The sequence below is a fragment of the Chitinophagales bacterium genome, assembly GCA_016787225.1.
Taxonomy (GTDB): Bacteria; Bacteroidota; Bacteroidia; order Chitinophagales; family JADJOU01; genus CHPMRC01.
The window spans coordinates 56,993-69,633 of record JAEUUY010000014.1; the positions used below are offsets into that span (position 1 = coordinate 56,993).

Annotated in this window: 14 protein-coding genes; 11 read left to right on the top strand and 3 right to left on the bottom strand. The window is 34.2% G+C overall.

The window, feature by feature from the left end; translation table 11 throughout:
• Nucleotides 1-6: 6 nt before the first annotated feature.
• The 9 genes from JNL75_05050 (at nt 7) to JNL75_05090 (ending at nt 10,267) form a co-directional block, all read left to right on the top strand.
• Complete coding sequence (locus JNL75_05050; protein ID MBL7789184.1) at nt 7-1,161, top strand: glucose-1-phosphate thymidylyltransferase; 1,155 nt, start codon at nt 7-9, stop codon at nt 1,159-1,161.
• The gene (locus JNL75_05055) at nt 1,158-1,928 is read left to right on the top strand and encodes a triose-phosphate isomerase (protein MBL7789185.1); all 771 of its coding nucleotides are present in this window, start codon (nt 1,158-1,160) and stop codon (nt 1,926-1,928) included. The genes JNL75_05050 and JNL75_05055 overlap by 4 nt, the downstream gene beginning before the upstream one ends.
• A complete protein-coding gene (locus JNL75_05060) occupies nt 1,918-2,955 on the top strand; it encodes a hypothetical protein (protein MBL7789186.1) in 1,038 nt (345 codons plus the stop codon). Before JNL75_05055 ends, JNL75_05060 begins: the two co-directional genes overlap by 11 nt.
• 56 nt (nt 2,956-3,011) lie before the next feature.
• On the top strand, nt 3,012-3,806 hold the full coding sequence (locus tag JNL75_05065; GenBank protein MBL7789187.1) for a glycosyltransferase family protein: 795 nt from the start codon (nt 3,012-3,014) through the stop codon (nt 3,804-3,806).
• Nucleotides 3,807-3,823: 17 nt separating this feature from the next.
• Entirely contained in the window at nt 3,824-6,208 is a 2,385-nt protein-coding gene (locus JNL75_05070) for a glycosyltransferase (protein ID MBL7789188.1), read from the top strand.
• Nucleotides 6,209-6,273: 65 nt separating this feature from the next.
• On the top strand, nt 6,274-7,719 hold the full coding sequence (locus tag JNL75_05075; GenBank protein MBL7789189.1) for a VWA domain-containing protein: 1,446 nt from the start codon (nt 6,274-6,276) through the stop codon (nt 7,717-7,719).
• A gap of 13 nt (nt 7,720-7,732) precedes the next feature.
• A complete protein-coding gene (locus tag JNL75_05080; GenBank protein ID MBL7789190.1) occupies nt 7,733-8,938 on the top strand; it encodes an MFS transporter in 1,206 nt (401 codons plus the stop codon).
• 9 nt (nt 8,939-8,947) lie between these two features.
• Nucleotides 8,948-9,517 (top strand): DUF1287 domain-containing protein, encoded by a 570-nt coding sequence (locus JNL75_05085; GenBank protein ID MBL7789191.1) that lies wholly within the window; start codon nt 8,948-8,950, stop codon nt 9,515-9,517.
• A gap of 75 nt (nt 9,518-9,592) precedes the next feature.
• A complete protein-coding gene (locus JNL75_05090) occupies nt 9,593-10,267 on the top strand; it encodes a M15 family metallopeptidase (GenBank protein MBL7789192.1) in 675 nt (224 codons plus the stop codon).
• A 1-nt stretch (nt 10,268) separates the two neighbouring features.
• On the opposite strand, the gene JNL75_05095 is transcribed toward JNL75_05090, so the two are convergent.
• Both JNL75_05095 and JNL75_05100 read right to left on the bottom strand, forming a co-directional pair.
• Nucleotides 10,269-10,685 carry a hypothetical protein gene (locus JNL75_05095; protein ID MBL7789193.1) on the bottom strand — a complete coding sequence of 139 codons (417 nt, stop codon included), beginning with the start codon at nt 10,683-10,685 and terminating at the stop codon, nt 10,269-10,271.
• Nucleotides 10,686-10,698: 13 nt separating this feature from the next.
• Nucleotides 10,699-11,106, bottom strand: a complete 408-nt coding sequence (locus tag JNL75_05100; GenBank protein MBL7789194.1) for a DUF2061 domain-containing protein — start codon at nt 11,104-11,106, stop codon at nt 10,699-10,701.
• Nucleotides 11,107-11,152: 46 nt separating this feature from the next.
• Here JNL75_05100 and JNL75_05105 point away from each other — a divergent pair, with 46 nt between their 5' ends.
• A complete protein-coding gene (locus JNL75_05105) occupies nt 11,153-11,455 on the top strand; it encodes a DUF1905 domain-containing protein (protein MBL7789195.1) in 303 nt (100 codons plus the stop codon).
• Between the two features lie 78 nt (nt 11,456-11,533).
• Nucleotides 11,534-12,163 (top strand): hypothetical protein, encoded by a 630-nt coding sequence (locus JNL75_05110; GenBank protein ID MBL7789196.1) that lies wholly within the window; start codon nt 11,534-11,536, stop codon nt 12,161-12,163.
• A 67-nt stretch (nt 12,164-12,230) separates the two neighbouring features.
• Here the strand turns inward: JNL75_05110 and JNL75_05115 are convergent, their stop codons facing one another.
• The gene (locus tag JNL75_05115) at nt 12,231-12,629 is read right to left on the bottom strand and encodes a hypothetical protein (protein ID MBL7789197.1); all 399 of its coding nucleotides are present in this window, start codon (nt 12,627-12,629) and stop codon (nt 12,231-12,233) included.
• Between the last annotated feature and the right edge of the window lie 12 nt (nt 12,630-12,641).

The following is a 12,641-nucleotide window of genomic DNA, read 5'->3' on the forward strand; positions in this document are numbered from 1 at the left end:
CACGCTATGATATTATATGATGAATTAATTACTTGGCAAAATTTATTGCCACTGACGTTTACAAGAAGTATTGCGGAATGCAGAGTTGGCATTTTGACTATTCAAGAGAAATGGAAGCATTATTTAAAAACTGAGAGTCAGATAGAATATGTACAGGAATATTTGCGTCATACATCAAACGATAATTCTGACGGAATTAGAATTGTTTCCAACCTTTTGCCTAATAAAGAACTGGTTAATGTAATAGCCGGACTTACTGAAAATTCTGCTTTGTTTTATGATAATATAGAAATAGCTTCAAAGAATAAAAAAGTTGATTTTAAAATACTAACTTATAATGGTGCAATTTCTTTTATCCATTATCCATGGGATATATTTCTAGCAAACGATGCTGAAATTCGAAAAGACTATGAACTAATAACTGCTGGAAGAACAAGTGCTCATCTCAGTTCTGATAATAAAATAATAGGCGAAAATATATTCATAGAGCCAGAAGCGAAAGTTCACTGCAGTATCCTGAATACAAATACAGGGCCGATTTATATAGGTAAAAATGCTGAAGTAATGGAAGGCGCTACTATTCGTGGACCATTTGCATTAGGAGAGAATGCCCAAATTAAAATGGGGGCTAAAATCTATGGTGCTACAACTATTGGGGCAGGATGCAAAGTAGGCGGAGAAATTACCAATTCCGTTTTCTTCGCCAATTCCAATAAAGCACATGATGGATATTTAGGAAACTCTGTTCTTGGAGAATGGTGTAATCTCGGTGCTGATACTAATTCTTCTAATCTGAAAAACAACTACAGCCAAGTAGATATTTATAACTATCATCAAAATGCCTCTATCGATACTGGACAGCAATTTCTAGGCTTAATCATGGGCGATCATTCAAAAGCGGGAATCAATACCATGTTTAACACTGGGACGGTTGTAGGTGTTTGCGCTAATATAGTAGGTGCTGGTTTCCCAAAGAAACATATTCCGTCATTTAGCTGGTCAATTTCTGAAAAAATAAGACCATATGATTGGGAGAAAGCATTGGAAACAATTCGTATAGTTTATGCACGTAGAAATCGAATTCTTACAGAACATGAAGAAAATATATTAAAACACATCTATCAAGAAACATTTCGTACACAAGCAGAAAGTAAATTATGAGTGAGAAAAAAATTATAGTAGCCGGTAATTGGAAGATGAATAAAACCTATCTGGAAGCCAAAGAGTTTATTGCCAAATTAAACAAGCTACCAGAACTAAAGACTAGAACGATTATAGCTTCACCAAGTCTTTATGTCGATACACTATTTATCAATAATGAAAAGAAAAATGTTTTCTTAGCATTACAAAATTGTAGCGCCTATGAAGGCGGAGCCTATACCGGAGAGATATCTGCAAAAATGATAGCTTCGCTTCAACTTAGCTATTGCATAGTTGGGCATTCTGAACGGAGACAATATTTCGGCGAAACAGATGAATCTGTTGCTGATAAATTAAGTCTACTGATTAAAAACAATGTTTCGCCGATTTTTTGTGTTGGTGAAACGCTGACAGAAAGAGAAAAAAACGAAACATTCAATATTATCCGCAGACAACTATTGAGAGGATTAAAAGGCGTAGATAATGAATGTATTCAGAAGGTAATTATAGCCTATGAGCCTGTATGGGCTATTGGAACAGGTGTTACCGCTTCTAAAGAGCAAGCGGAAGAGGTTCATAAGTTTATTTTTGATTTACTATCTGAAATTTATTCATCCGAAATTAGCAAGCGTGTTCCTATATTGTATGGTGGTAGCTGCAACGAGAAGAATGCGGAAGAACTTTTCAAGCAGCCCAATATATGGGGTGGTCTCATTGGTGGAGCAAGTCTAAATATTGAAAGTTTTTATAATATCATGCAAACTGCTGAAAAAATAAATGAGCAATAAAAAAAATATTCTATGCTTAGGTGGCTCGAGAAATCAAACGAGTCAATTGCATCAAATAGCCTGTCACTTAGAAAAGGATTATAATATTTATTATAGTCAAATATTCGGAGAAGGCTTTTTATATAAAGCTGCAGCTGAAATAGGTTTTTTTGACAATACCGTTTTAGGAAGAGATAGTTCATTTACTAAAGCTTCCCAGCAATATCTTAAGCTACATGAATTAAACTATGATTATAGAGGTAGAAGTAAAGGAATTAAATATGATTTGGCCCTTCTTTCTACGGATATGATAGTCCCGAAAAGTTTTAAGAAAATAAAAACGGTATGGATTCAAGAAGGCATGATTGATCCTATAACTAATTTTGGTAAACTCGTGAAAAAGCTAGGACTTCCTGCATATGCTACGGCTAGCACTGCACTCAATGGCACATCGAATTCTGCTGATTTATACTTTGCTATGTCACGTGGATATAAAGAATACTTTACGACTTACGGTACCCAAAGTGAGAAAATACTTGTTACAGGTGTTCCAAATTTTGACAACATACATGCCCTATTAGAAACCTCCTATAATGAAAGTGGATTTGTTTTAGTAGCAACCTCAGACATTAGAGAACTTGGAGGAAATGATGACAGAACTTTTCTAATAAATGAAGCTATAAAAATTGCAAATGGGCGAAAAATAATTTTTAAACCGCATCCAAACGAAAATATTGAAAGAGTAATTTCTGAAATCAGGTCAATCATACCTCATGCTCATATTATTACCGAACCTATCATCGATATTTTAATAGCACATTGTGATGTACTAATAACACAATACTCTTCTTGTGTATATCAGGGATTGGTTTTAGGAAAAAAAGTATATAGTTATTTCCCGATCGAAGAACTAGAGTTTAAAAAACCGATACAGAATGGAGGCAAAAGTGCTGAAATCATTTCCAACATCGTTCGTGAATTTATGGAGTATAAAGGCGATAAAAATCAATTTATTCAATCTTCTTCTTCGGTGAAAGAGTTCCAATAATTGAAAGTTATGTATAGAGACCCCTCTTTATGGAACAACCTTAAAAAAATGAAATGATGACAAAAATATTAACCATAGTTCAAGCCAGAATGAGCTCCACTAGACTACCTGGCAAAATTATGAAAACAATTTTAAATAAACCAGTACTTCAATTACAGTTGGAACGAATGGCTTACTCTCGCTATTGTGGCCAAATAGTAGTAGCCACCTCCACCAATATAAAAGATGACGTAATAGAAGATTTTTGTAAATCTAATCAGATAGAGATTTTCAGGGGAGATGAAGATGATTTATTAGATAGACATTTTCAATGTGCTATTCAATATAAAGCCGATATCATAGCTAAAATACCATCAGATTGTCCTTTAATTGATGCTAAAGTAATGGATAAAGTTTTCGATTATTTTATAAATAATGATTTTGACTTTGTATCTAACCTTCACCCACCAAGTTATCCAGATGGCAACGATGTAGAAGTATTTACATTTAAGGCTTTAGAAAAAGCAGCTCACCTAGCTCGTAAAAAATTAGAGCGCGAACACACAACTCCATATTTTTGGGAAAATCCGCATCTATTCAAAATTGGGAATGTACTATGGGAAAAAGGGCTAGACTATTCTATGAGTCATAGATTCACCTTGGATTATCAAGAAGATTTCGAATTTATTCAAAATGTATATGAAGAATTGTATCCCTCTAATCCCAATTTTTCTTTAGACGATATTCTCCAACTCTTAGCTATTCGACCAGATATCTATGATATCAATTCAAACCTTGCAGGTGTCAACTGGTATAGAAATCACTTGGATGAGCTAAACACTATTACCTCTAGTCAAACTAAAATTATCTAACAGACTAGAAATTTGTAATGCAGTTTCCTTGGATATATATACAAATTCCGCATTACAATAATGCACCTTTCTTGAAGGAATGTTTAACAAACGTTTCTCAAATCGAATATCCAAATTTTCACTCAATTTTAATAAATGATTGCTCAACAGATCATACTAAAGAAACACTGAGCACCATTAACCTTCCAAATAATATTGCTATTATCCATAATGTGGAAAGGCTGGGAAGAGTTGGCAATTATCAGTTTGCATTTAAGCAGAGAAAGCATGCCAAATGGCTTATTAATAAAGATAGCGATGATTATTATACCGATAATTCTTGGATAAAAACTGCTATGCAAATAGTTCAAAACAATCCTAACGATAAAATTGTCCATATTCAATCCAATTTTTTAGCACGAATAGAGATTAGTAAGACTAAAATAATTAAAGATTATGGCGACGGGTACTATTTGATTTCAGGATATGAATATGTGAAACTCTGTATACAATATTATGGATTTTCTCACCTCAGCAGTATTTTCAATGTAGAGCTTATTGAAAAATATGGTGCATATTCTGACGAATGTTTGCATACAGATTTTTTGACGGCTGCGAGAGCAGCTATCCAGGGCAACGTAATCGTCGGTTCTAAGGAAATAGGTGTTTGGAGAAAACATGATGGGAATCAATCTGTTCACAGATATAGCGAGGAAGAATATGTCAAAAATCAAATCGCGTACTATCGTTTCTTTGAATGGTGTGAAAATTTCTTGTCTTTTAAACAAGTGAGAAAATTAACGACTATATTTGAGAATAGAGAGTTTGACCGAAAATTAGTTTCAACTATTCAGAAACGAAATTTTAGAGAACTAAGTCAATTTTTTCTAAAAGAAAATTTTTCAATATGGCCTGTTATATTAAGCCTTATCAGAATATTTATTTCAGATTTTAGTTATGCAAAATTATCTTATATAGGGCACGGACTTATCACTCGAGGGGCATCTGTACTGATTACACTTATAGTCCTACCCTATATTATAAAGCAACTCGGAGTAGCTGAGTATAGTTGGATTGGGGTTTTTACGACTATTTCTAGCGCTATCTATATTTTTGATTTTGGACTCACAAATATTGTCACTAAGGAGATAACACAGAAGGGATTAAAATCTAAAGATCATTTAAAAACTATCATAGCTAGTCAGGAAGTTATATACTTAGCCATAGGGATTTTTATTTTTTTTGTGCTTCTATTTTCTTCAAACTGGCTGACTGCTCATTGGTTTTTCAGTAATTCTGGAATGGGAAATACGCAAAACTTAATGAGACTTATTGCTTTTGCTATACTTATGCAATGGCCGCATTCCTTCTATACAGGAGTTTTATTTGGCTTAAATAAGCAGGCTTTATCGAATTATACTCAGGTAGGACTCACTGCCTTGAAGAATTTTGGAACTATTTTTCTTTTCTACTCTTTAGCACCTAGTATTGAGCTATTTTTTTATTGGCACATAAGCATTTCATTTCTCACTATACTCATTCAGAAGTTTTTTGTTTATAAAGAAACTCAATTCATCAATCCTTTAAGATTTTTTTCTACTAGTTATCTCAGTCAATTAAAACAACTAGCTCTAGGCATATCCTTCATCAGTATTTTTGGATTTATCTATGGAGATGTGAATAATTTTTTACTAACTAAATGGCTAAGTAAAACCGAGTTTGGATATTATGCCATCTTATACAATATTATTATGGCATTTATAATGTACTGCGCTACAGTAAAGAGTGCATTGTTTCCTTACATATCAAAATTATTATTATCAGAGCCTAATGAGGTTATAAAAAATAATTACTATAAACATACTATAATTATCAGCTATACTCTGATCCCCATCTGCATAGCACTAATTGTTTTTCGAATGGATATCTTAACTCTTTGGTTATCCAATGTCGATATCGTGCATAAACTAAATACTTCGTTTGGTTATATAACAGCAGGAAGCCTATTCAATGCATTAATGATTATACCATGGACATATTTAATAGCAATGTCTAGGCCGAAATTTCTTATTTATTTAACAGGTTTTATTGCGCTTTTATCTATCCCGCTTCTCTATTTTTTAGTATATCATTTTGAATTTGAAGGAGCATCTTTATACTGGCTTATCATCAATATTCTGCCGTTACCCGTTCTAATCTATTACTTTCATTCCCTCATTCAATTTGACCACGCCAAGTATTTCCTACATCTAATATTTGTACCTATAGTATTCTCTACCGCATTTCTTTACACTACTTCTTACGTCTTAAATACTCTCCAACTTCATTCCATTGCCAATATTGCCATTTGTGTCTTAGCTTTGGCTGTGACCTATTTTTCCATTCTTAGCTACAAATTCTTTGTATCAAAGCACAAATTTTAAAGTAAATGTCACTTATACACAATAACTCATAGAATAATAAATATACTTTTGTGTAAAAAGAAATCATGCGTTTTAGATTCACACTTCTTATTTTAGTATCTAGTCTAGGTCTTTACTCACAAGGCTCATTGAGGTTTGAGAATAAAAAAATGTATCTAGGAAATCTTGAAATCAATAATACTTATGGCATCAATTTTAGCTATGAAAATGTCTCTGGCAAAACTATCAAACTAAGTTATGAACCAATTACTAATCTCGTTAATGCCACCTTTAAAAAAGAGGATATTCTGCCAGGTGAAAAAGGGAGTTTAAAAATCAATTTCTATCCCGAAGCAGAAGGTCCTTTTAACGAAAGACTTTATATAATAATTAATGACAGTGAAAAAATAGAATTGAGTATATACGGTTCTGTCAAGACTATTTCACAATCATTCAAATCATTGACAGAAAGCAATAGGCTCTTTGGCGATAGAGATATTGCCTTTATGGTAGTAGATGCAGAGACTTTTATAGGTATACCTTATGCAAAGGTATTTATCAAAAATTCTACCAATAATAAAAGTTACATAGGAGTAGCTAATCGCTTTGGGGCACTTGTAAACAGAATACCAGAAGGTAAGTATAATATTCAAGCTATTGTAGAAGGATATGGAAAAGATGTGCTTGATATCAAATTAGATCCAAATAGAAATATTGCCTTTATAATCCTTGAAAAACCTGAAATTAAAGATTCTTTTGTCAAACCAGACACCCCTACTAACCTATTAGTCGCTAAAACTATTGATAGTGTTAATTATCAACCTAAAGCGGACAGCTCACTAGCAGTAGAAGATGGAAAAAACATGAATACCAAGGCTCCCTACTACGACCCGCAGCCTCAAAAATCAGAAGGAGATATAACTCCTGTGACTCAGCCTCAAAAAGAAAGCACTGAAAATTTAGATAGAAAAACTTTAAATCTCATTTTACTTATTGATGTATCGAAGTCTATGGAAAAGCCAAATAGAATAGGAGTTCTCAAAAAAAGTATTATACATCTTATCAAAAACTATCAAGAGAAAGACTATCTTGCTATTCTTACCTTCAATGACGAAGTTAATGAACTAATGGCAAGAAATCAAATTATAGATAAAGAGAAAAGCATCAAGTATGTGAATTCCATTCTACCATCTGGAACTACAGACGGAGTCTTAGGCATCGACAAAGCCTTTGAAATACTTCAGAAAAGCTATATGCCAGATGCCATCAACATGGTCATTATTGCTTCTGATGGCAAGATGAATAAGTATGCCTATGATGATAAGGCTATGCTTGAGAAAATTGAAAAAATGAACGAAAATGGCATACTGACTTCTGTCGTCGGCTTTGGGACATCGCAAAGCTATAAGACTAAACTCAATCAAATGGCAGAAGCTGGCGGGGGCGTTTATATTGATATGAATCTTGATACGGAGAATTTAGAACGTATTCTACTCGATGATATTTATTCTACTCTACTACAAGTAAAATAGAGATATTTGCGCCATGAGTGCGCACATAAAATGGTTTCTTAGTTTTCGATTTTTTACTACCATAGCTTTGCAAATGAAGATGACCATACTAGGTTTTTTTATTTACAAGATAAGTGGTGCTGCACTTGCTTTAGGTATGCTCGGACTTTATGAAGCATTGCCTAGAATATTATTAGCCCTGCCAGCAGGTTATCAAGTGGAGCGTATGGAAAAAAGAAAAGTATTAACTATAGTAGTAGGAAGTTACTTCATTATTGCTTTAGCGATGTATTTTGCTATGACCTTTTTACAAGGTCAAAATTCTAAATTGGAAATCATACTTTATCTTGGCGTATTTTTAATGGGTGTGGTGGGCAGCATGGGTATGGGAGCATCTGTGGCTTTGTTATCTTCAATTATACCTAGATCTGAAATGGCTAAATACTCTGCCATGAGCAGCAATGCATGGCAGATTGGAGCCGTAGTTGGTCCCATTCTTGGCGGATACCTCATTAAATATGCTGGCTCGGAAAATGCTTTTATTTTTGTCGTTATTGCCTTATTCATTTCCCTACTTTCTATTCTTAAACTACCTAGGCACGAGAGTCAGTTTAATTATAAATTCAGTTTCCAAGATTCATTTCACAAAATGAAGGAAGGATTGACATATGTGTTTGAAAATAAAGTGATGCTCTGGGCTATATCTTTAGATTTATTTGCTGTGCTTTTTGGAGGCTGTGTAGCCCTTTTGCCTATATTCGCTACAGATATTTTAAAAGTAGATAGCGAAGGTTTTGGGCACTTGCGAGCCGCCATGCCATTAGGTGCTGCCATAACCATGTTATTTCTCGCTCGCAAACCTATTAGACAACATACTGGTAAATGGCTCATCATTTTTGTAGGTCTATTTGGATTAGCTACCTTAGGTTTTGCATTATCTACCTCATTCTATATTTCACTAGTTTTATTATTTCTTATGGGAGCTTTCGATGCAGTTAGTGTAGTCATTCGCGGAGCTATCCTTATGCTCGAAACTCCAGATCACATGAGAGCTCGAGTTACCTCCGTCAATTCCATGTTTATCTCCTCTAGTAATGAAATAGGAGCGTTTGAAAGTGGTTTTGCAGCACAAATAATGGGGACTGTTCGGTCAGTTTTATTTGGAGGGAGTATGACTTTATTGTTTGTTACCATAGCATGGAATAAAGCAAAGGCACTCAAAGATTATTCCATGAAATAAACAATGTTTATGCGCCTAATACTATTTCTTTTTATTTCCTTTCAGCTTTGTTCTCAAAACTCCTCCAGCAAACTATCATTAGCAGATGCTGCTATCTTACTAACAAGAGACAATGTTGTCTATGATCCTGCATACGTTGTTCTAAAATACCCTATGGGCGATGTTCCAGCGAATAAAGGCGTATGCACTGATGTTGTAATTAGGGCTTATAGGAAGTTAGGGGTCGATTTGCAGAAATTAGTACATGAAGATATGTCTAAAAATTTCTCACTTTATCCGAATAAATGGGGTAGAAAGAAAGCGGATAAAAATATTGATCATCGAAGAGTATATAATTTGATGAAATTTTTTGAGAGATTCGGAACTGTGAAGAAAATTACAAACCAAAGTAAAGATTATCAACCAGGAGATATTGTCTGCTGGCTATTGGGAGGGAAATTGTCACACATAGGGATTGTATCATCCATTAAATCGGACGATGGTCAGAGGTATAAGATTGTTCACAACATAGGTTCAGGACAGGTTCTAGAAGATATGCTTTTTAGTTATCAAATTATCGGACATTATACTTATCCATAGATGAAATATTTCTTCTTATTTCTTGCCCCAACTCTTTTTTTGCAATCTCAGATTCCCAATTCTGTGCAAAAGCTTATGAAACATTATCCGCAAATCAAAAATTATGAAAACGGCAAACTATTTTTTCAAGATAACTCTAGCATATTGTATGATGATGGTAAATCAAAATCCCATCAAGAACTTCTGGAAAATGCTGACCTAGAAGACATGTTTAAGCTACCATATATTAAGGGTTCGATACCTCAAACTATTTCAAAAAACTATGACCCGGGACGCTATCGTAATGAAGCCTTTTTCCGAAAAATATATGGAAATTCTGCCAAGGAAGTAGAGGCAAATTTAGTTGATGTGCTGTGGTGCCCCAAGTTAGTGAATCAAAAAATTCGTGTCACCAAAATAAACGGCATTAATAAAAAACTCGAAGCTATTTCTCAAGAATTGGACGAACATCCAGAATTAAAAAAGTATTTAACGAATGTAGGAGGAACATTCAATTGGAGATACATAAGTGGCACCAAACGATTAAGCCAGCATAGCTTCGGAGCCTCTATCGATATCAATATCAAATATTCGCACTACTGGCAGTGGGATAGTAAAACAACCAACGAAGAAGTTTCTCTAAAATACAAAAATCAAATTCCTCAAATTATCGTTGATATTTTTGAGAGACATGGATTTATTTGGGGAGGGAAATGGTATCACTATGATACGATGCATTTTGAATATAGGCCAGAGTTGCTCGATAATTAATTTAAAGTGCTTTTACCATACAGAGTAATTCTTGCTCTGTTTTATAAAATTCAATACAAGGAGAGGTTGTATCTACTTTTCCAGACTTTAATATTTGATCAAAGGTAGGGCCAATATGTAAAATATTTTTATTCCATTCTTCTACCCTTATCATGTGATAATTTCCAGAAGGAATCATAAAGGATGGGAAAGACTTTTCTCTAGCCTCTCCTTCATATATCTCCGTAAATGCTGCGTAATAACACATATCACTATCTTCCTTTAATACCACTCCATAACAATCTCTCTTTTGTCCTTTATTTTCTAGCTTCTCTGCTAGTCTCACAAAAGCTTCGCCAATTCCTTTGCCAAAGTCTTGAGCTTTTTCTATCATTACACATATTGGGGTGTCTATACGATAGACCTCTATAGGGTTCATTAGATACATACTGTTATTCAACTATAGTTCCGACCTTTATTTTATTCCACACGCGTTCATGTATATAATATAAAATTACCTTTGTGAAAAATTCAGTGGCGCCTATTTTAAGACCTATCATCGGGTCACCAGTATATATCCAAGAAATCAAAATCGTATCAATAGATCCCACGAAACGCCAAGTAACACCTTTGACCAAACTTACTTTTCGCTGATTAACCTTATCGCCAAATGTTTTAAAATAAATGCGCTCATGCACGTAATAAAGAACTATTTTAGTCAGCACCTCTGTCATACCAATCTGCAGGGAACTAAGAGGATCACGCGTATAATAATAGGAAATGATCATGGTGTCTATAGTTCCTACAATTCGCCATGAAATTCCCTTTAAAAAACTCCTATAACGCTTATCTTTGGGCATAACACCTACAAAAGTATGAACTATTTCATTACTCGATTTATAAAATATGTCTGCTAAAATCTCCTACTCTTTTTCTGGCAAGTTATGGCAACATCAGGCTCCAAAAGGTGGCTGGTATTTCATCGCTTTACCCATAGACATGTCAAAAGAAATTCGAAAAAACTTCAGAAATCAAGAACAAGGATGGGGCAGACTCAAAGCATCAACTGAAATAGACGGAGTGAAATGGCAAACAGCTATCTGGTATGATAGTAAAAGGAATACCTATCTACTTCCTATTAAAAGTGAAATTAGGAAAAAATTACCCATACCTACCTTAGGAGAATTCGATATTGTAATTTTACTCTAGATAAATATATTTTTGGTTTCGTTTCAAAAAAGCTACCCTAAAATCAAGATTCGCTTACTTTTACATTTTGATTCAATTATGAGAAATTATATCCTTCTATTTTTTATTTTCATATCCTATGGTATAGCTTTAACCCAAAATGTAACTACCTTGGATGGAATATCTCTAGGAAAACGCAGTGACTTTATTAAATCATGCGCAGGCGCTACACGCGATAAATTGATGAAAATTAATGGATTAGAAATCGATGCTGTCAAATATTGCTCATGTGTTTGCGACAAGTTAATACCTACTATTCATAGTAAGGATATGATGGCGGCCATGAAGGAGGGACGAGTAAAAGAGTTGTTTTTAGAAGGGAAAAACTTTGATGTTATTATGGAATGCTTACAAGGCAACTACAAAATTAAAGACGATTTTAAATTTGAAAGTATCGAGAATATAGAAGGTGCCAAAGAATCCGCTATGCAAAATTGTATGAAAGAAGCACTTCAAAGTGAAGAAGCAAAAGCAATATGGTCTAAAGAAACAGTAGAAAAATACTGTGATTGTGCCATTACTAAATTATTCTCATCAGGATATACCTACAAAGATTTGAATCAGGCAGAGGACGAAAATAGCGAGGTCTATAAAAAAATAGTGAAGCCTTGTGTAGAAGAAGTCTTAAAAGACGAATCCGAAGTCGAAGAACAAGGTTCAAAGAAATAATCATCAAAATAAAAACGCCCCAAATCCAAGGACTTGAGGCGATACATTAATTAATAAGGTGAACTTTTTAATTTTCCTTATTCCCTACCTTACTAGCTGCAAACCATATAGCCCACCCTATGATGACGCCCATCACGACATTGGTAAAAAGGTCAATGATACGATGTGTCCAAGTCCAGTCTGGCATACAGTTATAAGTGAATGCGTGCATGACGAGTGCTAACATACCCATAAGTATTCCTCCATTGCGTATGGCATCTGTTCTAGTGACAGCCCCACCGAGATATACAAATATGTAGGCTAAAAGTAAGCCTGTAAAGAAGCAACCTGCAGTGACCATAATCATCATTTCAGGTGTTTCTTGTGGATGAGGCATCAATGTAGAAAATAAAAACCCATAAAATAGCCATCCTAGAAGAAAGTAAACTACAAATCCTACAAGAGTAGATACAACAAACTTCATCATAATTGTTAGGAT

Coding starts and splice junctions, on each gene's coding strand:
- JNL75_05050 (MBL7789184.1), top strand. CDS start 7: ATGATATTATATGATGAATTAATTACTTGGCAAAATTTATTGCCACTG.
- JNL75_05055 (MBL7789185.1), top strand. CDS start 1,158: ATGAGTGAGAAAAAAATTATAGTAGCCGGTAATTGGAAGATGAATAAA.
- JNL75_05060 (MBL7789186.1), top strand. CDS start 1,918: ATGAGCAATAAAAAAAATATTCTATGCTTAGGTGGCTCGAGAAATCAA.
- JNL75_05065 (MBL7789187.1), top strand. CDS start 3,012: ATGACAAAAATATTAACCATAGTTCAAGCCAGAATGAGCTCCACTAGA.
- JNL75_05070 (MBL7789188.1), top strand. CDS start 3,824: ATGCAGTTTCCTTGGATATATATACAAATTCCGCATTACAATAATGCA.
- JNL75_05075 (MBL7789189.1), top strand. CDS start 6,274: ATGCGTTTTAGATTCACACTTCTTATTTTAGTATCTAGTCTAGGTCTT.
- JNL75_05080 (MBL7789190.1), top strand. CDS start 7,733: ATGAGTGCGCACATAAAATGGTTTCTTAGTTTTCGATTTTTTACTACC.
- JNL75_05085 (MBL7789191.1), top strand. CDS start 8,948: ATGCGCCTAATACTATTTCTTTTTATTTCCTTTCAGCTTTGTTCTCAA.
- JNL75_05090 (MBL7789192.1), top strand. CDS start 9,593: ATGAAACATTATCCGCAAATCAAAAATTATGAAAACGGCAAACTATTT.
- JNL75_05095 (MBL7789193.1), bottom strand. CDS start 10,685: ATGAACCCTATAGAGGTCTATCGTATAGACACCCCAATATGTGTAATG.
- JNL75_05100 (MBL7789194.1), bottom strand. CDS start 11,106: ATGCCCAAAGATAAGCGTTATAGGAGTTTTTTAAAGGGAATTTCATGG.
- JNL75_05105 (MBL7789195.1), top strand. CDS start 11,153: ATGTCTGCTAAAATCTCCTACTCTTTTTCTGGCAAGTTATGGCAACAT.
- JNL75_05110 (MBL7789196.1), top strand. CDS start 11,534: ATGAGAAATTATATCCTTCTATTTTTTATTTTCATATCCTATGGTATA.
- JNL75_05115 (MBL7789197.1), bottom strand. CDS start 12,629: ATGATGAAGTTTGTTGTATCTACTCTTGTAGGATTTGTAGTTTACTTT.